The following is a 22,217-nucleotide window of genomic DNA, read 5'->3' as shown; positions in this document are numbered from 1 at the left end:
CAATCACTTTATCAACGTTATGATTAATTTCACACCCTGGGAATGACCATAGTCGATCGCCCTATTTATTTGATCCCATTGCGCGGATGTCGTCTTCGCAGGAATGGCAACATGAAGCTCTCGTGAATTGATCATGCCGCTATTCAAGGGAACGTCTGCAAGCTTATATGATTCAAATTTGGCAGCAGCGTTGATGTTTCCTTTCAACGAGGAATATATCTGAGCAGGATTCGTCAATCTCGCAACTGTTGTCGTATCCAGCGTTTTGGCACTAATTGCAGTACCCGTCGAGGCCTCATAAAAGTCGAAAGTCTTGAATTTGGCTGGCAGCCGGGACCCCGAGGGCAATTGGGTCGCCAAGTAATTTTCCCACGGTAGCCCCTGCCCCTGAATGCCTTTACCCCATTCAATGCCTGTCGTAGCTCGATTCAGGACCTTCGTTCCTTTTGCCCCGGCGGCTATTTCCGCCACGCCAGGTCTAAATAAGCCTCGGATTGCTGAGCCAACGCCCATCAGCGCCCCGCCACCACTATCAATCGCCAGTCCCTCAGCAACACTGGCGGCGATCGTGTAATGCCAACTTCCATCGCGAGGATCGGGCGTCGCTTGAATCATAGGAGAATCAGCCGGCACGGCAAAAGGCACACCGTGCTGATCGAAGAACACAACGTTACCGCTCGTTGTTGCCAGTTGGATTGCCACGCCGCACAGGGGAGATGTCCGATCCGCGCAGGCGCTTGCCAGGTCTTTGTCGCGTTGCGCCGATATGCCTCCCAGTTCTCGCGCCCGATTGCAGGCATCTGGATTCCCGGGACCGCAAGAAGCGATTGCCGCGTCGAATTGGCGCTGTTCGGCAGCCCAGAACCCCTCGGGTTTCTGCCCGAGATAGTTGTTCTCGGTCTCGATCTGGGCGGCCAACGTCGCGACAGCGCTATCTCCACCCAATGCAACAGTAAGGCCAGCGACAAGGCTAGCGACAAGGTTGACGCGTGCTTCTTTCTGCTCGGCCGTCAACTCTTTCGCGTCTTGAGCAGAGAGCCCCTGGATGAGGTTGTTGAGGACCACGCTCGCAGCCGCCCCTGCCGCGGCAGCACTACAACTACTTCCTTGACCTGCAGCTCCAGCACAACCCACCAAGCCTTGTAACGCTGTCCGAGCCGCCTCGCTATCCAACGCATCAGCAATCTGCTTCACCTTGCCTGCGCCTAACGCCTGCAGATAGTTCGCCGCGGCGGACTGCAGGAATTGACCCGCGCTTCCAGTGACGTTTCCTCCCGCAGCGGCCGAAATTGCGGTCAACCCAATCCGATACGAGCCGTCCGGCCCCCATTTGGCTGCTTCTTCATACCGAGCCTTGAGATCTTTCTTTAGCGCAGGGTCGGTCTCGTCATCCATTGCCTTCTTGAGCGCATCAGCCTCTTTAGCCCGATTCGTCAAGAACTGTCCCGTCTGCCGACTGGCTTCCGACACGATTTCAAACCCCGCCTCGATCTTCTCCTTGTCAAAGATCGGCTTTAGCGTGTTCAACGTATCCGACGTATCCCGATTCAGCGCCGCAATCATCTCCGCCGCAGTCTTGCCTGTCAGCGCCCGCTGTCCTTCTTCATCGCGGATGATGATGGTGCCGCCACTGATGGCGCTTTGGGTCGTGGAACTGCTATTGCCGCTGGCCGCAACCACGGTCGGTAGATTGGCGGAAAAGCCCCCACTCGACGCCAAGGAAGTGCCTGCGTCCTTGGTCGCGCCGCCCGCCACCTGGTTGCCCTTGGTGGTGCCCAGCCCCGCCGACCCCTCTTTCGAGGCCCCGCCGCCAAACCCGAAGCCACCGCCTACCGCAATCTGATTGGCGCTGTAGCTGGCGGAGTTCTTGATGTCCTGCGTGACCAGGGTGCCCGTGCTGAGCTTGTTCAGGCCCTCCGCTACAGCCTTGTCACTGCTGGCGATGACGCTGCCGATCAAGGTCGTGTTGTTCTTGACGTCGATCAGGAACCCGCCGTCGCCCGCCCACAAACCCGTCTGTTCAGTGACAGACTTGAAGTTGCTGTTCATCTTGCCGGTGCCGAAGTTAGCGGCAGCCGTACTCTGGCCATAGCAATATGGCGGAATGCACAACGTGATATTCACGCCAGCGCTGGTCTGTTTTGAGGTGTACGTGCTTGTATCTTGCAGGCTCTCCAGCAACAGGTTGCCTCCGACCGAGGCCAGAATCTGCTCCGCCTTTCCGGATGCGCCTCTTAGCGTCGTGTCTCCGCCTGATTGCAATGCGAGCACGTTGCCCGCGGTGATGGAACTGTTGGTCCAGCTGTCGTCCCGGCCGTTCTCCTTGCCCCGTGCAATGGAGGCTCCCAACTCCACCGTCAAGCCGTTGGATGTGCCGGTGCTGTAGCCGATACCTATACTGAATCCGCTGCTCTTGCTATCCGTCTTCTGCTCGTAGAAATTCTTGGCCGCCTGCAGCAGGATATCGCCATCGGCCTTCAGAACGGCATTGTTACCCGCCGACAGGTTGGAACCTGAAACCGTGATGTCCGATGCGCTCCCCGCACCCTTTGCGACAATCGTCAGATCCCTGCCCGCGGCAATGTTCGAGCCGACCGAGGTGGACGAGCTTCTATCCGTAGTGCTGCTGCTCTTGCTGCTGCCGAAGCTAATCTTGATGCTGCCGCCGCCCATCTTGTCGATGGCACCGGCGTCCTTTACCGCGCCGGCGGCCTTGACTGCGTCATAGGCGTTACTGGCCGCAAGCGCTGTGGTTCCACCCGCCAGCGCGGTCATGACAGGATTGCCGGACTTTCCGGATGCTTCCGCCATACGTCCGGCCGTTTGCATGGCGCTGACCACAGGTGTGCTGGCCGTGACACTGAAGCCAGACTGCTTCATCTCGTGCACTTCACGCTGGCGCATCGTGTCGAAACTGCCAACGATACTGACGTCCCGGCCGATCATGGTGATGTCGCCTTGCCGTGCCAGGACATCGCTGCCAAGCACGTTCAACGAACCGCCCGCGTTGATCAGTACGTCTCCCGTCACACTGCCGATGGTGCTACCAGTATTCAGGCCACGCTTGGTGTCCATCCAATCCGTCGTCTGACGGGATCCGTAGCTGAGGCCTCCCAGTCCACCAAAGCCGGACTTCTTGATCTTCTCGTACTGGTATTCGTTGGCGGAGTTCTTTTCGGCAACGATATTGACATTGCGATCCGCCGACATAACCAAGTCGTTCTGTGCCGCCACATTGGAACCCAGCACATTCAGATCACGCCCAGCCACCATCACGGCGCTATCGCCGGTGAAGGTGGAAGACACCGCCTGGGTCCAAGACGCTTCCTTGACGCGGTGCGTCGTCTTACTGGAAAGGAACCCCTTCGTCTTGTAGTAAATCTCGTTATACGTATACCCGCTGGAATCCCCCGCCAGCACATTGATGTCGCGCCCCGCTCCCACCGCCAACTGCTTGTCGGAAGACACTTGCGCGGCAATGGCATTGATATCCTGCGCGGCCATCAACGTCAGATTTCCGGCAGCGGCAATGCGGGTTCCCACGTCTTCCGTCGTACGCATCTCCGACCGGTTCTTCTTGCCGAAGTTGAAGGATTCCCCATAGCTCGTCCCCGCGGCAATCAGATTGATATCGTTGCCGGCGCGAATGCTCGCGTCACCGCTGGCGACGATGGCGGCGGCCTGGGCGTTGACGTCGCGGCCCGCCTGCGCATTCAGCGTTCCGGCGTCGATACGGGCAACCCCGTCAACGATGGTGTTGCTGATTCCGCCACGCACGTTCGATTGGGTGCTGGCCGTGAGGTTGATGTCGCGGCCCGCGGTCAGCGTGACGCCGTCACCCTTGAGCAGCCCGGCCAGGTTGTCGATGTCGTTGCGCGCATTCAGGTTAACGGTCTTGCCCTGGATCGTGCCCACGGTGTTGCGCACGTTCTGCGCATCCACCACCAACGCGTTGCGCGCGCCGAGGGTGCCGCTGTTGTCCACGTCGCCCGTCGCGCTGATCTGCGTGTCGCGACCGGCGATCAGCGTGCCATCACCGCGCAGGTCGCCCGGCTTGACGGCCAGGTAGACCTGCGGCGCCAGCACCTTCTGCTGCGTGCCGTCGGGCAGCGTGACGGTCTGCTCCACCATCCAGACGATGTCGCTGGTCAGATGGCGCATCTGCTCTTCGGTGAGCGCGGTGCCCACGGCCAGGCCGAACTGGTTGGCGAAGTCGGCGCCGGCGGTAAGCAGCGCCTTGTACTGGGTTTCGTTGTCGGTGTAGTCGCCGACAAAACGCTGGCCGGTGGCCAGCATGACCTGCTCGGCCACCAGCTTCTGCTCGTAGAAGCCGTCGCCCAGGCGCTTGAGGATGTGGCCCGGGTCCTGCTTCAGTTTCTCCAGCAGGAAGTCGCTGGACACCACGGCGCGCGAACCGACGAACTGGCTGTCGGTGGCGATCAGGTAAGGCGCGTTGGGCGCCGTGATGACCTGGTACAGCTTGCTGGTCGGGATGGTCGGCGGCAGCACGACGACGGCAATGGTCTGGTTGCCGGGCAGCGTGATGCGCGTCAGCGTTGCCGGCGGCAGCGCCTGGACGACGGTGCTGGCCCCGGGCGCCGGGACGGAGGGCGTGACCGCGACGCCGCCCTTCGCGTCGCCCAGGCCGGTCTCGATGCGTTCGGCCAGGACGGTGGCGTTGTAGTCGGAACGGTTGTACTTGCGGGAGTCGTTCTTCTCGTAGGTGTAGGCCATGGTGCCGACACGATCGACCGTGCGCAGCCCCTCGGCGCCGACGTTGCTCAGCGTGCCGCCCTCGGTTTTCAGGGTGCCGCCGGCGAGAATGCGGCTCTTGTCGTTGACGATGTTGCCGGAAAAGCGCGCGTTGCCGCCGACGATGATCTTGCCTGGATCGCTCTCCGTGATGCGGGTCTCGCGCGTGATCTCGGTCACCTGGTAGAAGGTGAAGTCCTTGATCATGCGGCTGCCGCGGAAGTCGGCGTTGAAGGCCTTGATCTTCTCGTTCAGCGTGTCGTACAGCACCAGGTCGTGGTCGTACTGGGCCTGTTGCTGGGCCAGATCCGCGGGGCAACGCCAGCCGCAGTCATCGGGCGACGGCGGCCGCCGGATTCCGCTGGGGCGCTCCACTTCGAATACGGACCAGATCTTGGCGTCCGGCTTGTAGAGAAACTGGGCAGGATTCGTGTAGCAGTTGCCCGCGTCACCGCCACTGCAGTCATAGATCTCCGGAATGTACGCCAGGCCGATCGGCGCGCTGACACCCGCGCGCCCCTGCTGGTCCTCCTGGATGTTGCTGTAATCGAACGGCGGCCCATACTGGCTTTCCGGATAACGCGCGGACGGCATCAGCAGGCGCCGCTCGTCGTACTGCCCCATCCAGCTGGGGTCGCGGCCGCAGATGGACTTGACGGTGTTGCAGAACCACATGCCTTCGCCGTCGACGATGTCGGTGGTGCCGTCCAGGCGATAGAACCATTTGGCTTCGCGGCCGACCTCGACGCTTTCGCTGGCGAAGTGCAGGTTGCGGTTCTGGATGCTGGCCGCGGCGATGTCGGCGTTGCGCTCGACCTCGATGGTGGCGGACTCGTTGGACAACAGCGCGGCCTGGCCGGTGGCCTTGCCGGTGGCGTCCAGCGTGCCGCCCAGCCGCAGGTCGCCCGCGGCGTAGATCAGCGCGTGCTCGCGATTGGTCAGCGTGCCCACGCCCAGGTCCATGTCGCCGCGCGAGGCGATGACGGCGTTGGGCTCGTTCTGCAGCAGCGGCGTCTTGATGCCGATGCGATCGCCATAGATGCGGCCGGTGTTGAGGAGATTGCCGGCGGTGATGAAGGTGTAACCGCCGTCGATCAGGCCGGCGTTGCTCAACAGGCCGGCGATGTTCAGTTCGTTGTTGCGCGCCGCGATCAGCTCGCCGCCGGCCCGGTTGGTCAGGGTCGTCGCGGTGATCTTCAGGTCCTGGCCGGCGTGGATCTTGCCGTCGTTGTCGAGGTTGCCGGTGACCAGCTCCAGCGAGGTGCCGGCGGTCAACGCGCCGCCGGTGTTGGTCATGCTGCTGAAGGCGAGCTTGGCCTTGGCGTCCGACGACACGTTGCCGCGCGCGTTGTCGAGCGCGCCGGTGGTCAGGGCCAGGTCCTGGCCGGCGCCGATGCGGCCGGCCTGGTTGTCGATGGCGGTTGTGTCCAGCGTGACCTGCTTGCCCATCAGGCCCAGGGCGCCCGCGGTCGTGCCGCCCGCGCCGGCGATGCCGTTGGCAAGGGTGTCACGGTTCTTCAGGCTGCCGGCGGTCAATGCCAGTGCGTCGTCGGCCTGGATCAGGCCGGCGCTGTTGTCCAGCACGCCTTGCGTCTTGAGCGTCAGGCCGCCGGCCGCGATGATGCCGCGCGTGTTGGACAGGCTTTGCGCATTCAGCGTGGCCAGGCCCTGGGCGGCGACGGTGCCGCCGGTGTTGTCGATCGCGCCGACCGTCTTCAGGTCCAATGCGCCGCCACTGGCGACCTTGCCGCCGCTGTTGGCCAGGCTCGCGGCGTCGATGCCAAGCGTGCCGCCATACAGGCCGCCCGCCTGGTTCTGCAGCGCGCCGCCGGTGGTGACGGCGAGCTTGCCGTCGGCCTGGGCGATGCCATTGCGATTGTCGACGGCGGCCGCCTGGATGTCGGCGCTGCCGCCAAGCAGCTTGCCGCCCCGGTTGTCGAGCGCCCCCGCCGTCTCGACGCGCAAGGCGTCGTTGGCCTGCACCGAACCACCCTGATTGTCGATGCCGTCGGCGCCGCGCAGCGCCACGCTCTGGCCCGAAACCACGCCGCCGGCCGCGTTGACCACGGAGCGGCCGCGCAGGTCCACCGCGCCGGCGCCGGCCAGCGTGCCGCCGGTGTTGTCGATGGCGCCCGCCACCTGGCCGTCGAGCGCCGCGCCGCTGGTGAGCTTGCCGCCCGTGTTGTCCAGGCCGGCCGCGCGCAATGCCACGGAGCCGCCATAGACCGAGCCGCCGCGATTGGTGACCGCGCCCGTGGCGTCCACGCGCAATGCGCCGCCGGCGACAAGCTTGCCGCCCGACAGTCCCAGGACATTCGCGGTGATGGCGGCATCGCCGCCCGCCACCAGCGTGCCGGGGTTGAGCAACTGGTCCACCTGCGCGCTCAGCGCGCCGAGCGGGCTGATGGAGCCATCGGCCTGCAGGCCGGCCGTGAGTCCGCCACGGTTTTCCAGCTGGCGCGCCACGATGCTGGCGTTGCCCGCCGAGGACATGGCCTGGTTGTTGATGACCTTGGCGGCGGCGCTCAAGCCCAGCGCGCCGCCCGCGGCGACCGTGCCGTCGTTGACGATGTCGCGACCGCTTTGCACCGACAGGTTGGTGGCGGCCTGCAGCCGGCCCGACGGCTGGATCCGGACGTCGCCGTTGGCGCTGACCGTCAGCGTGCCGGTCAACGCCGCCAGGTTGCCGCCGATGTTCACGCCCACCCCGGCTTCCGTGCCGATCAGGCGGATGCTGTTGGCGTACATGCCGCCCAGCGCGGCGACGTCCAATGCCACGCCGGTGCCGACGCCGGCGCCGGTCAGGGCGGAGACGTCGATGCCGCCATAGCCCACGCGAGCCGCGCCCGCGACCACGTTCAGGTCGTTGGCCCAGATCTGCGCGTTCAGTTCCAGCGTGCGCGCCATCAGGTCGAGCTGGCTGAGGTTGGCGCCGTACAGGCCCGCGCCTTCGATGCCCAGGCGGCCGCCCGTGATGTCGAAGCCCAGCGTGCCATCCGGACCGATGACCGGCTTGCCGGTGGTCAGCGTGGCGCGGTTGGCGTTCAGGAAGCCGCAGCCGTTGCAGGTGATGCCGGCCGGGTTGGCGACGATGACGTTGGCGCGGTTGCCCGCCACTTCCAGCATGCCCATCAGTTGCGACGGGTTGGGCGCCGTCACCTGGTTCAGGATGGTGGCGGCGCGCTGGTTGCCCAGCATCGGGTTGCCCGCGACCTGCCCGGCCAGTTGTGTCTGGCTGGCCGCGCCGCTGTTGTTCAGCACCACGCCCGAGGGGCCGACGTTGAACTGGGTGTAGCGGTTGTTCGAGACGCCGCCGGCCGAAGGCGGCGCGATGTTGACCACCGGCACGCCATTGGTCACGCCCACCACGGGCTTCTGGCCCGGCACGCTCTTGTCGACGGAGATGGGCAGCGTCTGCGCCAGGACGGGCGTCCAGATCTGCGTGTACAGGACCAACCAGACAACTGCGGAGCGAAGCTTGGACATGGCGAGGCAACTCCCGGTAAGCGTGAAGCAACTTGTCGGACGGCGGGCGGGGCGCACGGGCCCCGCCCGGTCTAGAACTCGAACATCAGCGTGGCGGCGAAGACCGTGCTTTGGGTCTTCAGGTTGTCGGGCTTTTTCAGCGGCCAGCCGGCCGACAGGTCGTAGCTGGCGTTGACCGCATTGGCAACCCCGGGCACGGCGATGCGGCCGCGCAACCCCGCGACCGCGCCAACCAGGGTGCGGCTGGCCAGGTACTGCGCCGCCGGGCCGCCAACGCGGCCGGCGTCCAGGCCGGCGTACAGTTGCTGGCCCAGGTTGCCCAGGTTCAACGACAGGTCATTGCGCAGGGTCCAGCCGTCTTCCGCGGCCAGCGTCATCTGGCCATCGAAGCCGCGCACCGCGTAGCGGTTGCCGATGGTGAAGTAGTCGGCGGGCACGATGGGCGTCTTGGCGCGCTGGATCTGCCAATTGGCTTGATAGGCGAGCTGCTGGCCGGCCACCTTGAAGGGCAGGTACAGGCCGGCATTGGCCGTCAGGATGGTGCTGCGGCCGTTCCAGTCGGGATCGCCGTAGACGTAGCCGGGCTGGTCGGAGAACTGGGGCAGCGTGCCGCGCACGCCGCCGCCGAGGTCCAGCACCATCTGGTCGATATAGTGACGATGGCCATAGCTGAACTCGTAGCCGACCACGTCGCGCCGCTGCACCTCGATGTCGATGTCGTTGAGGGTGCTGTTGGCGCGCTTGCGCAGGAACTTCAGCATGGCGGTGCCCTTGTAGCTGGCGCCGCGGTAGGGCACCACCGACACGCCCGCCTCCACCTGCTTGCTGGTGCCGCCGTAGACGATGGGTTCATCGAAGCCGGCCACGGTCTGGCGGTAGCGCGACTTGCTGGCGCCGGCGAATAACGTCCAGTAGCCGAACGGGATGCTGTAGTTGATGGAAGCGGCGCGCGAGCCGGCGTCGCTGTTGCGCAGGTCGGCGTTGCTGTTCCAGGAGACCGACAACTGGTCGTACAGGAACAGCGGCGAATCGAGCGTGAGACCGGCGTTGACCTGGTTCTTGCCGGTGGACTCCATGCCGGCGTTGTCCCCGCCCACATAGGCGTGCCAGCGCTTGCCGGTGCCTGGCTTGATGATGATGTCCGAGTCGCCCAGTTCGGGACCCGGCGCCACGTCGATGGAAGCGTCGGCCTGGCCGGCCAGCCGGCGGATGTTTTCCAGCGCCTGGTCGAGGTCGCGCTGGTTGACCTCGCCGCCCGGCCAGGTGGGCAGCGCGGTGCGCCACCAGCCGGGCGCGCCCTCGCTCTTGACGCCCGAAATGCGGCCGGGCACGTAGCGCAGCGTCAACGTGCCCGTGGCCAGCGATTGCTCCGGCACCAGCACGCGGGCGGTGATCTGGCCGCGGTCGATCAGGCGCGCCATCAGGTGTTCCTGCAGCACGCGCAGCCCCTGCCCGCCGATGCACTGCCCCAGCGTGGTCTCGGCGTCGCGGCGCAACGCGGTCGGCGGGCCGGCGCCATCCCAGACCACCTGGCCGATCGTGAAGCAGGGCGATTCCTCGGGGAAGACGAGCGGTCCCTCGCCGGCGACGGCGGGCGGCGCCGACAGCACGTCCGGCCGTTCGGCGGCGCGGGCGCGCTGGGCGTCGAGCTCCTGCTCCTGACGGCGTTGGATCTCGCTGGCGCGCGTGGCGGCCTCCACGGGCAGGGATTGCGCGGCCAGGGGGGGCAGGAAGGCGATGGACGAAACGGACAGCGCCAGGCAGGGAAGCAGCCTCTGCCGGAGGCGGCTTCGCGATACGATGGTATGCACGTGTTTCTTATTGAAATTACCGGTTTCTTCCCATAACGGAGAGAAATCGGATTAATTAAGCGCATATTTCAATTTATGCCAGCTTTTTCACGGATTTTCTGGCGACAATCGAGAATATGCAGCGCCGAGGCAATGGCCACACAGTTACATGCCATTACGTCGACAAGTTAGCGGCCCGGTGGTTGGCTGGCGATGAGAACCGTCTGAAATCACCGGAGAACCCCGCATTGCCGGCCACGCTGACGCAGCCCGCGCTGTGCCAAAATCGCGCCCATGCCAATCGACAACCGCCTGATTCCCTCCGCCCTCGCCGCCCAGACGGCGCAATTGCCCGCCGCCTGGCAGGCCGCCCTGCAGGCCCCGCGCGTCGCCGCGGCGCTGGAGGCCGTGACCGCCCATGTGGAAAAGCGCCTGGCCGAAGGCGCGGTGGTGTATCCGGCCGAACCGTTTCGCGCCTTGCACGGGCTGGCGCCCTCGGATGTGCGGGTGGTGATCCTGGGACAGGATCCGTATCACGGCCCCGGCCAGGCGCAGGGGCTGGCGTTTTCCGTGCCGGACGATTGCAAGCGTCCGCCCAGCCTGCGCAACATCTTCAATGAGATCGCCCAGGAATATCCGGGCACGCCGCTGCCGGCCGGCAACGACCTCAGTCCGTGGACCGCACAGGGCGTGCTGCTGCTAAATACCGCGCTGACAGTGGAAGACGGCCAGCCCGCGTCGCACGCCAAGCGTGGCTGGGAAACGGTGACGGACGCCCTGATCGCCCGGGTCGCGCAGGATCCGTCGCCCAAGGTCTTCATGCTGTGGGGCGCGCACGCCCAGGCCAAGCAGGCGTTGCTTCCGGACAACAGTGGCCACCTGGTCCTGATGTCCAATCATCCCTCGCCGTTGTCCGCCCGGCGCCCGCCCGTGCCGTTCCTGGGCTGCGGCCACTTCCTGGCGACCAACCGGTGGCTGGCCGACCAAGGGAAAAACCCTATTGATTGGGGGCTGGACAAAAAAACAATTCCCCTGCAAGGCGAATTCGGGTTATGATCGCCGCACTGCACCAAACGAGTTCGGCATTTACCGCCTTGATTTAGCGGAAATTTCAGCAGTCTGCCGGGCAACCAAGCCCAGGCCCATGCCGAACATCATCGATTCCTGACCTCCTTTCCTTTCGCCCTGCGTTCCAAGCAGCATTACGGGAACGCGCCACGCGCACGGTTGATTCGGTCGGCACGATGCTCCATCAACCGTCGCCTGGATCCGGCCGCCTAATCCCCTGGCCCGACCAAGCACTGCGTCGCATTTGATCGCGGCAAGGGAAAGTTATGTCTTTCGAAAACCTGGGCCTCGCGCCCGCTCTGTTGTCGGCCCTGCAAGAAGCTGGCTTCAGCACCCCCACCGCCGTGCAAGCCTCGGCCATTCCGCAAGCGCTGGCCGGCCACGACCTGATGGTGTCCTCGCAGACGGGTAGCGGCAAGACCGCGGCCTTCATGCTGCCGGCCCTGCACCGCATCGCCCAGATGCCCGCCAACAAGGGCGTCGGCGTGCAAGTGCTGGTGCTGACCCCGACCCGCGAGCTGGCCCTGCAGGTCACCGACGCCACCGCCACCTACGGCCGCAAGCTGGCCGACCTGCGCACCGCCACCGTTGTCGGCGGCATGCCCTACGGCGCGCAACTGAAGGCGCTGTCGCGCCGCGTCGACGTGCTGGTCGCTACCCCCGGCCGCCTGATCGATCACCTGAACTCGGGCCGCGTCAAACTCAACACCGTTCACACGGTGGTGCTGGACGAAGCTGACCGCATGCTGGACATGGGTTTCATCGAGGATATCGAAACCATCATCGGCCGCCTGCCGGCCGAACGCCAGACGCTGCTGTTCTCGGCCACGCTGGACGGCACCGTTGCCAAGCTGGCCGCGCGCATGATGCGCGATCCGCAGCGCATCGAGATCGCCGGCGCCAAGGAAAAGCACACCAACATCACGCAGAGCCTGCTGTACGCGGACGACGCCAGCCACAAGATGCAGCTGCTGGACCACGTCCTGCGCGACGCCTCGCTGGACCAGGCCATCGTCTTCACGTCGACCAAGCGCGGCGCCGATGATCTGGCCGACCGTCTGGCCGACCAGGGCTTTGCCGCCGCCGCCCTGCACGGCGACATGAACCAGCGCCAACGCACCCGCACGCTGTCGCAACTGCAACGCGGCCAGCTGCGCATCCTGGTGGCCACCGATGTGGCCGCCCGCGGCATCGACGTGCAGGGCATCAGCCACGCCGTCAACTTCGACCTGCCGATGCAGGCCGAAGACTACGTGCACCGTATCGGCCGTACCGGCCGCGCCGGTCGCAATGGCCTGGCGTTCACGCTGGCCACGCACTCCGAGCGCCACAAGGTGCGCCGCATCGAACACTACATCGGCCAGTCCATCACGCCCGAAGTGATCGCCGGCCTGGAACCCAAGCGCACCCCGCGCCCCTCGACCGGCGGCGCGCCGCGTGGCGGCAAGCCTTTCGGCAAGCGTCCGGGCGGCTTCGGCGGCGGCTACCAGGGTCACCGTGAAGGCGGTTCGCGTGAAGGCCGTTCGTTCGGCGGCCCGCGTGGCGAATTCAAGCCGCGTGAAGGCGGTTACCAGGGCGCCCGCGAAGGCGGCGCTGGTGGCTACCAAGGCAATCGCCCGTTCGGCGACCGCCCGGCCCGTTCGTTCAGCGATCGTCCCAGCTTCGGCGATCGTCCCCAGCGCGAAGGCGGCTACCAGGGCAATCGTCCCTTCGGCGACCGTCCGCAGCGTGAAGGCGGCTTCCGCGGCGGCGACCGTGATTCGCGTCCGAGCTACAACAACGACCGCGCCAGCTTCGGCGACCGTCCCAGCTTCGGTGATCGCCCGCAGCGCGACCCGCGCCCGTTCAACGAGCGCGGCCCGCGTGAAGGCGGCTTCCGTGGCGGCGACCGCGATTCGCGCCCGAGCTTCAGCGATCGCCCCAGCTTCGGCGACCGTCCGCAGCGTGAAGGCGGCTTCCGCGGCGGCGACCGCCCGGAAGGCGGCTTCCGTGACCGTCCCAGCTTCGACAAGCGCCCCGGCGGCCCCGCCAAGCGCTTCAACAAGCCGGCCGGCGCCCGCCGCGGCTAAGCCCTGAGGCTACCCAGCAAACCCCGCGCCTGTCGCGGGGTTTGTTTTTTGGGAAAATGCCTTATTCACGACGCCCTTCTTTCGCCATGCAACGCCCCGCTCCCGCCAACCTGCCCCCCCTCTCTCCCGCCGACCAGGCCCACAGCGACGCCACCGCCGCGCACCTGCGCGCCGCGATCGCGGCCGCTTCAGGCTGGCTGCCGTTCGATCACTGGATGGCCGAGGCGCTGTATGCGCCGGGGTTGGGCTACTACGCGGCCGGCAACGTCAAGCTGGCGCAAGCCGATGCACGCGCACCCGCAGGCGATTTCGTCACGGCGCCGCAATTGACGCCGCTGTTCGCGCGCACCCTGGCGCGCCAGGCAGCCCAGGTGCTGCGCCAGACCGATACCCAGACGGTGCTGGAGTTCGGCGCCGGCACCGGCGCGCTGGCCGAAGGCGTGCTGCGCGAGCTGGACGCGCAGGGCTTGCCGGACACGCAGTACCTGATTCTCGAAGTGTCGGCCGACCTGCGCGCGCGCCAGGTCGAGCGGCTGGCGCCGTTCGGCGACCGGGTGCGCTGGCTGGACGCGCTGCCCACGGGCTTTCGTGGCTGCGTGCTGGCCAACGAGGTGCTGGACGCCATGCCGGTATCGCTGTTCCGTTGGAGCGACGACGGCGTGGTGCTGGAGCGCGGCGTGGCGCTGGACGCCGCACAGGATTTTGTCTGGGAAGACCGGCCGGCCCCGCCGCGCCTGGCCGACGCGGTGACGGCGCGCATGCCGGCGCTGCCGGGCTATGTGTCCGAGATCAACCTGCAGGCCGAGGCCTGGATCGACGGCTTGAACGGCTGGCTGGAACAGGGCGCGGCGTTGTTGATCGACTACGGTTTTCCACGCAACGAGTACTACCACCCGCAGCGCGCCGGCGGCACGCTGATGTGCCATCTGCGCCACCACGCGCATGGCGACCCGTTCACCGCCCCCGGCCTGCAGGACATCACGGCGCACGTCGACTTCACCGCCATGGCGGACGCGGCGCAGGCGGCCGGCCTGCAGGTGCTGGGCTATACGTCGCAGGCGCGCTTCCTGATGAACGCCGGGCTGATGGAATTGCTGGCGCAGCTGGATCCGACCGATGCGCAGGCCTACGCGCAGGCGGTGGCGCCCGTGCAGAAGCTGCTGTCGGAAGCCGAGATGGGCGAACTGTTCAAGGTGCTGGCGGTGGGCCGCGGCATCACGCAGCCGCTGATCGGCTTTGCCCGCGGCGACCGTCTCGGCAAGCTGTAGAAGAAGCGGCTTCAGGCGGCGCGCAGACGCTCCAGCCGCGCCTCGCGCACGCTCTGCTTGATGCGCGCCGGATCGCCGGCGCAGGCCCGGGCGATGGCGCCGGCATCCACGCCGCGCACCGCCTCGGCGCGTTCGCGCCAGGCGTCGATATCCACCGGCCGCAACACCGCCACCGTCTCGAGCAGATCGAAAAAGCGTTCGGGCTTGCGCAGCGCATCGACGCGCTCCATCAGCGCGAGCTGCGCGTCGGCCTGATCGACGCCGGCGGCTTGCGCGGCCGCCAACCCCGTCAACATCTCGGGTAGAAGACGCGCGTAGTCGTTGCATTCGGTCGGCACGCGCAGGCGCCGGCCCAGGGCTTCCCGTTCGGGCGACAGGCGGCACAGCAGCGCATAGCGGCCGGGCAAGGACAGCTTGCGGGAGGCCGCGCGATCGACATCGCCGCCGGTTTCCTCGGACCCCTGCAATTCAGGCATCACACGTTGCAGCGCGCCGGACTGCCGCAGCACGTCCAGCATGCGCGACGGCGCGGCGGCCATCAGGCCGCGCGACACTTCTTTCCAGACGCGCTCGGCCACCAGGGCATCGGCCTCGCCGGCCTCGACCATGCGGCGGCACAGCGCCAGGGTCTCGGGCGCGACGCTGAAATCGGCGAAGCGCGCGGCGAAGCGGGCCAGGCGCAGGATGCGCACGGGGTCTTCCTCGAAGGCCTCGCCGACGTGGCGGAACACATGCGCCCGCACATCGGCGGCGCCGCCGAGCGGGTCGACCAGCTCGCCGTTCTGCTTCTGCGCGATGGCGTTGACGGTCAGGTCGCGGCGGCGCAGGTCTTCTTCAAGCGTGACGTCGGCGCCGGTGTAGAAGGTGAAGCCCTTGTAGCCGCGGCCCGATTTGCGCTCGGTGCGCGCCAGCGCGTATTCCTCTTTGGTCACCGGGTGCAGGAACACCGGGAAATCGCCGCCCACCGGCATGAAGCCGCGCCGCGCCATGTCCTCGGGCGTGGCGCCGACCACCACCCAGTCGTGATCGCCGGGCGTCAGGCCGAGCAGCGCATCGCGCACCGCCCCGCCCACGATGTAGACCTGCAGGCCCGCTGTTGCCGCATCCCCCGTCATGGCAGGGTGGTGCTTTCCGCGCCCAGCGGCACCACGTTGCCCAGCCGCTCTTTCAGCGACTGCGACTGGCCGCTGAACATGGCGGCGTAGTAGACCGAGTTGGACATCACGTTCTTGACGTAGGTGCGCGTCTCGTTGAACGGGATGGTCTCGGCGAAGATCGCGCCTTCGACCGGATGGTTGAAGGTGGAGCGCCAGTTGTGCGGACGGCGCGGTCCGGCGTTGTAGCCGGCGCTGGCCAGCATCTGCGAGCCGTTCAGGTCGCGCAGCACCATGTTCAGGTAGTTGGTGCCCAGCTCGGTGTTGGTATCGAAGTCGTTGACGCTGTCGGGCGTGAAGTTGCTCATGCCGATCTTGCCCGCGACCCACTTGGCCGTGGCCGGCATCAGCTGCATCAGACCGGAGGCGCCGACGTGCGAGCGCGCGTCCATGATGAAGCGCGATTCCTGGCGGATCAGGCCGTAGACCCAGGCCGGGTCCAGCGCGATGGCGTTGGCCTTGGCGGCGACGCGGCCTTCGAACGGCGCGATGAAGCGCTGGCTGAAGTCGAATTCCTTCTCGGTGCGATCGGACGTGTTGACCACGCGGTCGTAGATGTTCTCGGCGCGCGCCAATTCGGCGGCGGCGAGCAGTTGGCGGTCGCTCATGCCGCGCAGCGCGTAGTTCCATTCGGGCACGGCTTCCTGGCGCCAGCCCAGGCGGAACAGCTGCACCGCGCGGCGCAGGCCCGGATTGGCGCGCGCCTCGGCGATCTCGCTATCGCTGATGGGCGCCGGACGCGGCGGCACGGTGATGCGGCGGCCCAATTCCTCGGCGGACAGCTGGCCGTAGAAGTCGAAGCGGTCGGCGATGGACGCGTAGGCCGCGTTGGCCTGGTCGCGGCGGCCGGTGGCGGCCATGCCGCGCGCCTTCCAGTAGACCCAGGACGGATCCTGGCGTTGCGCCTCCGGCATCTGGTCGATGGAGTCGATGACCCACTTCCAGTCGATCTTGGGCTGGCGCAGCGCGGCCCGCACCTTCCAGCCGGCGTTGTATTCCGTCATGCGGATGTGGCCGGCCTCGTGGTACCAGTCGTCGGCGCGGCTGTCCAGGTTGAGCGCGGCCACCAGCGCGTACTGGCCGCGGATCCAGGCCAGGTTCGACTTGGCCATGGACTTGGCCCATTCGCGCCGCAGGTAGGAATCGGCGACATTGATGTCGGAGCGGGCCAGGCGCGCCAGCGCGATGGTGACCAGCTCTTTTTCGTTGCGGCCCACCGGCAGGCGGTCCTGCCGCGTCAGCCAGCGCATCGGGTCCTTGATGAGGACGTCGTAGGTCTTCTGGTCGCGCGGCTCGAACATGTACTGCACGAACTTGCGCGCGTCGGTGGTCTTGTTGGCCTCGATGGCGTCGCGCAACTGCGGTTCGAGCTGATCCCAGCCCAGGACGTTGTCGGCGACCAGCTGGTCGTACAGCGTCCAGCAGGCGCCGCCCGGCGCGAACACGGCCATGGCCTGCGCGGCCGTGGCGCGCTGGCCGGTCATGTGCTTGGCGTTGAGGATGGCGCACTCGACCTGGGCGTTGCTGTTCTTGACCGGCGCGAGCTTGCGCACCAGGTCGAAATCGCCGCTGCGCGCGGCGGCCAGCAGCCAGTCGGCGCGCAAGCGGTCGGCCAGGTAGGCATCGCCGTTGCCGCTGATGAATTTCTGCAGGTCGGTGTTGGGCCGGCCGCCCGCGGGCGGGCTCCACAGCTGGTAGCGCAACAGCCAGTATTCCGGGTACATGCCGAGCGGGTCGGACTTGGCCTGGGGCACCAGCGCCCCCAGCACCGACCACTGCTTGCGGTTCATCGCTTCGCGCGCGGCCACCACGGCGGCCAGCGCCGGCGTATCGGCGGTGGGCGGCAGGCCCGCCAGCACGGCCGGCGGCACGGCGATGGCCGGCTGCGGCGCCTGCGCGGCGGGTTGCGGCTGGGGACTGACGGCCGCGGTGCGCTGCTGGGCGTCGACCGGCGCGCACGCGGCGGTGAACAGCGCCAGCAGGGGCAGCCAGCGGCGCAGGCCGGCGCGGGCGTCGGCGCCGCGCGGGGATTTCCCGCCGGTTTTCTGATACCGTCCGGATTGCGGGGCCCGGACTGCCGTCATGGGGTTGCGCGCGGCCTTCATGCGCGGACCTTGGCGGCGGCTTGCGGGTCGGCGCAGTGATAGGCGCATAGACAGGCGTGGTGATACGCGCGGTCATTGGCGCGGTTGCCGACGCGGTGGTTCGCGCGCAGGTTCGCGCCGTTATACGTGTTATCGCTGACCCGCATTGTCGCCTTCATTTTTCACCCCTGTTACAGCTACCGCATGACTACGCAAAATACTCCAGAGGATACCGCAAGCCAGCTACGCACGCGATTGCGGAAACTGCGTGCCGAATTGCCCGAAGACCAGCGCAGCCGCGGCGGCCTGCTGATGCGCGCGCGCCTGTTCACCTGGCTCAACGTGGCCCGAGACGAAGCCGTCCGCGCCGGCCGGCCCGCCCCCCGCACCGTGGCCGCCTTCTGGCCCATGGAAGACGAGCCCGACCTGCGTCCGTTGCTGGAGCAGTGGACGGAAAACGGTGTCACGGTGGCGCTGCCGGTGGTGCGTGAACGCAACGCGCCCCTGGCCTTCCTGCCCTGGACGCCCGACGCCGAACTGCGCGCCGGCCCCTACGGCATCCAGGAACCGGTGCACGGCGCCGAAGTGCTGCCCGACGTGCTGCTGGTGCCCACGCTGGGTTACACCGAATCCGCCGACCGCCTGGGCTATGGCGGCGGCTACTACGACCGCACCCTGGCGGCGCTGCGCGACCGCGGCCATGCCTTCACCGCCATCGGCGTGGCCTGGAGCTGCGGCGAGCTGGATGCCGACTACGCGCCGGCCGCGCACGACTTCCGCCTGGATGCCGTCATCACTCCGGACGGCTGGGTGCCGCATGTGCCCAACGAGCAACCGGGCCCGGGCGGCACCACGCTGCACCACTACACCCTGCGCTGACGCACCAGTCTCGCCCAAGGGCTTGCACCAAAACGGTGCAAGCCCTATGATCTGCCCCTGATATTGCCGATTGCCGCCTCGCGCGGCGTCCCCCGCGGGCGACCCCCGCGTCGCCCGCGCGGCCCGTCCGCCCTGCCGTCGTCACCCCTCGCCGCCAGGATTCCGACCCGTTTCACCCCGGCATTGCCGCCATTCACCCCCAAGCGGGGCCTGCCGTCCCGCTTGCGCCATCGAACCCGCCGTTCATCCGGAGGGTAGCCATCCGCCGCCGACGAGAGGATATTTACCTCCAGGGCGGCCCCCGCGCGCGCCTGCCCAAGCTGGCATGCGGGTTGCTTATTCAGTCAGACCGGTCCTGCACGGACCGGACAACGGCCGCGCCCAAGCCGGCCGTCAGCATCTGCAACGGAGGAGCCATGAAGGACAGACCATCCCGTCCCGCCGCCTATGACGAAATGCGCGACAGCGCCGGCGGCATACGCTCCCATTACCAGGCCTTCGAGCGCTGGCACCAGGAGCAATCGGCGGAAGCCATGGCGGCGCGCCGCCTGGAGGCCGACCTGAGTTTCCGGCGGGTCGGCATCACCTTTTCGGTGGCCGGCGACGCCGCCGGCACCGAACGCCTGATCCCGTTCGACATGATCCCGCGCATCATCCCCGCCGACGAGTGGCGCGGCCTGGAAGCCGGCCTGAAGCAGCGGGTGCGGGCGCTGAACATGTTCATCCACGACATCTACCACGGCCATGACATCGTCCGCGCCGGCGTGGTGCCGGCCGAGCAGGTGTTCCTGAACGCCCAATACCGCCCCGAGATGCAGGACGTGGATGTGGCCGAGGACATCTACTGCCACATCGCCGGCGTCGACATCGTGCGCGCCGGCGCCGGCGAGTTCTACGTGCTGGAGGACAACCTGCGGGTGCCGTCCGGCGTGTCGTACATGCTGGAGAACCGCAAGATGTCGATGCGCCTGATGCCCGCCGCGTTCAGCCGCATCAAGGTCGAGCCGGTGGCGCACTACCCCGACCTGCTGCTGGACAACCTGCGCGAAGTGGCGCCGCATGGCGGCGACGATCCCACCGTGGTGGTGCTGACGCCCGGCATGTACAACTCGGCCTACTTCGAGCATGCCTTCCTGGCGCAGCAGATGGGCGTGGAGCTGGTGGAGGGCCAGGACCTGTTCGTCGAACAGAACACGGTGTACATGCGCACCACGCAGGGACCGCGCAAGGTCGACGTGATCTACCGCCGGCTGGATGACGACTTCCTCGATCCGCTGTCGTTCCGCGCCGATTCGGCGCTGGGCGTGCCGGGCCTGCTGTCGGTGTACCGCGCCGGCCGCGTGACGCTGGCCAACGCCATCGGCACCGGCATTGCCGACGACAAGTCCACCTACCTCTACGTGCCGGACATGATCCGCTTCTACCTGGGCGAGGAGCCGATCCTGTCGAACGTGCCCACATGGCGCTGCGGGCGGCCGGACGAGCTGTCGCACGTGCTGGCCAACATGCATGACCTGGTGGTCAAGGAAGTGCACGGCGCCGGCGGCTACGGCATGCTGGTCGGCCCGTCGGCCACCCGCGCCGAGGTCGAGGCGTTCAAGGACCGCGTGCGCGCCAACCCCGCCAACTACATCGCGCAACCCACGCTGGCGCTGTCCACGGTGCCGACCTACGTCGAGTCGGGCGTGGCGCCGCGCCACGTCGACCTGCGCCCCTATGTGCTGTGCGGCAAGGACATCCGCACCGTGCCGGGCGGCCTGTGCCGCGTGGCGCTGACCGAGGGCTCGCTGGTGGTCAACAGCAGCCAGGGCGGCGGCACCAAGGACACCTGGGTTCTGGAGGAATAACGATGCTGAGCCGAACCGCCGACAACCTGTTCTGGATGTGCCGCTACACCGAGCGCGCCGAGAACACCGCCCGCATGCTGGACGTGAACCTGCAGATGTCGCTGCTGCCACAGGACGCACAGACGCGCGAAGGCTCGTGGAACGCCGTGCTGCGCATCTCCGAGCTGCAGCGGCTGTACCACGCCAAGCACGCCGTGGTGTCGCCGCAGGATGTGCTGCAGTACATGGTGCGCGATGCCGAGAACCCCTCGTCCATCTACAGCTGCATGCGCGCCGCCCGCGAGAACGCCCGCGCCGTGCGCGGCAGCCTCACCACCGAAGTCTGGGAGACCTACAACACCACCTGGCTGGAGCTGCTCAAGCACCTGCACACCGGGCTGCTGGAACGCAACCCGGGCGAGTTCTTCGAGTGGGTCAAGTTCCGCTCGCACCTGGCGCGCGGCGTCACCATCGGCACCATGCTGGAAGACGAAGCGCTGTACTTCCTGCGCATCGGCATGCACCTGGAGCGCGCCGACAACACCGCGCGCATGCTGGATGTGAAGTTTCACGAACGCGATGGCGACGGCACGCCGCAACAGCAGCAGGAAGGCCGCGGCGAGCAAGGCGCGTCCGGCTCGCTGCAAAGCGAGTTCTACCGCTGGTCGGCGCTGCTCAGTTCGATGTCCGGGCTGGAGATCTACCGCAAGGTCTATCGCGACGTGATCACGCCCGACCGCGTGGCCGAGCTGCTGATCCTGCATCCGGACATGCCGCGTTCGCTACTGGCGGCGATGCGCGCGGTGGCCGACGACCTGGCGCGCGTCTCGAACCAGCGCTCGACCGAGACCGAGCGGCGCGCCGGCATGCTGTGCGCCGAGCTGCAGTTCGGCCGAGTCGAGGACATCCTGCACAACGGCCTGCACCAGTACCTGGAACACTTCCTGGACCGCATCAACGACCTGGGCAACCGCATCAGCCAGGACTTCCTGGTGCCGCTGTCGGCATGACAAAGGAGACAGGCATGAAACAGATCATCACGCACGTCACGCACTACCGCTACACCGCGCCCGTCACCTACAGCATCCAGACCCTGCGGCTGACGCCGCGCGACGACGAGCACCAGCGCGTGCTGCGCTGGCACATCGAGGCGCCCGGCGCGCTGGAGCAGCAGGTGGACGCCTACGGCAACATCACCCACACGCTGACACTGAACCGTCCGCACACCGAGATCGAACTGCGCGTGGTCGGGCAGGTGCTGGTCGGCTCGCTCGCGCAGGGCGCGCTGGGCGGCGAGGACAGCCGCCTGCCGGTGCACGCCTATTGCGTACAGACGCCGCTGACGCAGGCCGACGACACCATCCTGTCCTTCGCCCGCGACGTGCTGCCGGACGGCCTGAACGCGCCGGCGGACGTACTGACGCTGGCCAGCGCCATCTACGACCGGGTGGCTTACGAGCCGGGCACCACCGACGTCACCACCGCCGCCGGCCAGGTGCTGGCGCTGGGCCATGGCGTCTGCCAGGACCATGCTCACCTGTTCCTGGCCTGCGTGCGCGGCCTGGGCGTGCCGGCCCGCTACGTCAGCGGCTACCTGTACACCACCGCCGAACACGCCGCCAGCCACGCCTGGGCCGACGTCTGGCTGCCGGGCGTCGGATGGACCAGCGTGGACGTCACCAATCGCCAATTCGCGTCCGATTGCCACTGCCGCCTGGCGGTGGGACGCGATTACGACTCGGCCTCGCCCGTGCGCGGCGTGCGCAGCGGCGGCGGCGACGAATCCATGGAGATCAGCGTGCAGGTCCAGACCGCCTCCCAGCAATAAAACCCCGGCCGGC

Annotated in this window: 12 protein-coding genes; 7 read left to right on the top strand and 5 right to left on the bottom strand. The window is 67.1% G+C overall.

The genetic code is table 11. The features are described from left to right. Positions 1–3 precede the first annotated feature (3 nt). Together AOZ53_RS10875 and AOZ53_RS10870 are read right to left on the bottom strand one after the other, a co-directional pair. The gene (locus tag AOZ53_RS10875; RefSeq protein WP_231690600.1) at positions 4–8,238 is read right to left on the bottom strand and encodes an endonuclease toxin domain-containing protein; all 8,235 of its coding nucleotides are present in this window, start codon (positions 8,236–8,238) and stop codon (positions 4–6) included. 71 nt (positions 8,239–8,309) lie between these two features. Further along, positions 8,310–10,049: a ShlB/FhaC/HecB family hemolysin secretion/activation protein gene (locus tag AOZ53_RS10870; protein ID WP_054487803.1), complete on the bottom strand. Its 1,740-nt coding sequence runs from the start codon at positions 10,047–10,049 to the stop codon at positions 8,310–8,312. Positions 10,050–10,322: 273 nt separating this feature from the next. Here AOZ53_RS10870 and AOZ53_RS10865 point away from each other — a divergent pair, with 273 nt between their 5' ends. From AOZ53_RS10865 to AOZ53_RS10855, 3 genes are all read left to right on the top strand, one after another. Next, on the top strand, positions 10,323–11,084 hold the full coding sequence (locus AOZ53_RS10865; protein WP_054430741.1) for a uracil-DNA glycosylase: 762 nt from the start codon (positions 10,323–10,325) through the stop codon (positions 11,082–11,084). A 278-nt stretch (positions 11,085–11,362) separates the two neighbouring features. Further along, positions 11,363–13,165, top strand: a complete 1,803-nt coding sequence (locus AOZ53_RS10860) for a DEAD/DEAH box helicase (protein ID WP_054430742.1) — start codon at positions 11,363–11,365, stop codon at positions 13,163–13,165. 86 nt (positions 13,166–13,251) lie between these two features. Continuing rightward, positions 13,252–14,433, top strand: coding sequence for a class I SAM-dependent methyltransferase (locus AOZ53_RS10855; RefSeq protein ID WP_054487801.1), 1,182 nt, complete (start codon positions 13,252–13,254; stop codon positions 14,431–14,433). Positions 14,434–14,444: 11 nt separating this feature from the next. Here AOZ53_RS10855 and AOZ53_RS10850 read toward each other — a convergent pair whose 3' ends face one another. Genes AOZ53_RS10850 through AOZ53_RS34160 form a run of 3 tightly spaced genes read right to left on the bottom strand, consistent with a single transcriptional unit; the run spans position 14,445 to position 17,850 of the window. Next, positions 14,445–15,548: a tRNA CCA-pyrophosphorylase gene (locus AOZ53_RS10850; protein WP_054487799.1), complete on the bottom strand. Its 1,104-nt coding sequence runs from the start codon at positions 15,546–15,548 to the stop codon at positions 14,445–14,447. Beyond that, complete coding sequence (locus AOZ53_RS10845; protein ID WP_054487855.1) at positions 15,545–17,671, bottom strand: lytic transglycosylase domain-containing protein; 2,127 nt, start codon at positions 17,669–17,671, stop codon at positions 15,545–15,547. Before AOZ53_RS10845 ends, AOZ53_RS10850 begins: the two co-directional genes overlap by 4 nt. A 17-nt stretch (positions 17,672–17,688) precedes the next feature. Beyond that, complete coding sequence (locus AOZ53_RS34160) at positions 17,689–17,850, bottom strand: hypothetical protein (RefSeq protein ID WP_156333354.1); 162 nt, start codon at positions 17,848–17,850, stop codon at positions 17,689–17,691. Positions 17,851–17,875: 25 nt separating this feature from the next. On the opposite strand from AOZ53_RS34160, the gene AOZ53_RS10840 reads away from it, so the two are divergent. From AOZ53_RS10840 to AOZ53_RS10825, 4 genes are all read left to right on the top strand, one after another. After that, entirely contained in the window at positions 17,876–18,550 is a 675-nt protein-coding gene (locus AOZ53_RS10840; protein ID WP_054430745.1) for a 5-formyltetrahydrofolate cyclo-ligase, read from the top strand. A 416-nt stretch (positions 18,551–18,966) separates the two neighbouring features. Beyond that, on the top strand, positions 18,967–20,397 hold the full coding sequence (locus AOZ53_RS10835; protein WP_054430746.1) for a circularly permuted type 2 ATP-grasp protein: 1,431 nt from the start codon (positions 18,967–18,969) through the stop codon (positions 20,395–20,397). Between the two features lie 2 nt (positions 20,398–20,399). Next, positions 20,400–21,386: an alpha-E domain-containing protein gene (locus tag AOZ53_RS10830; RefSeq protein WP_054474492.1), complete on the top strand. Its 987-nt coding sequence runs from the start codon at positions 20,400–20,402 to the stop codon at positions 21,384–21,386. Between the two features lie 14 nt (positions 21,387–21,400). Next, complete coding sequence (locus AOZ53_RS10825) at positions 21,401–22,204, top strand: transglutaminase family protein (protein WP_054430748.1); 804 nt, start codon at positions 21,401–21,403, stop codon at positions 22,202–22,204. Positions 22,205–22,217: the final 13 nt, after the last annotated feature.

The sequence above is a fragment of the Achromobacter sp. 2789STDY5608621 genome, from assembly GCF_001299375.1.
GTDB lineage: Bacteria > Pseudomonadota > Gammaproteobacteria > Burkholderiales > Burkholderiaceae_B > Achromobacter > Achromobacter insuavis.
This window is presented reverse-complemented; position numbering and strand designations above follow the sequence as displayed.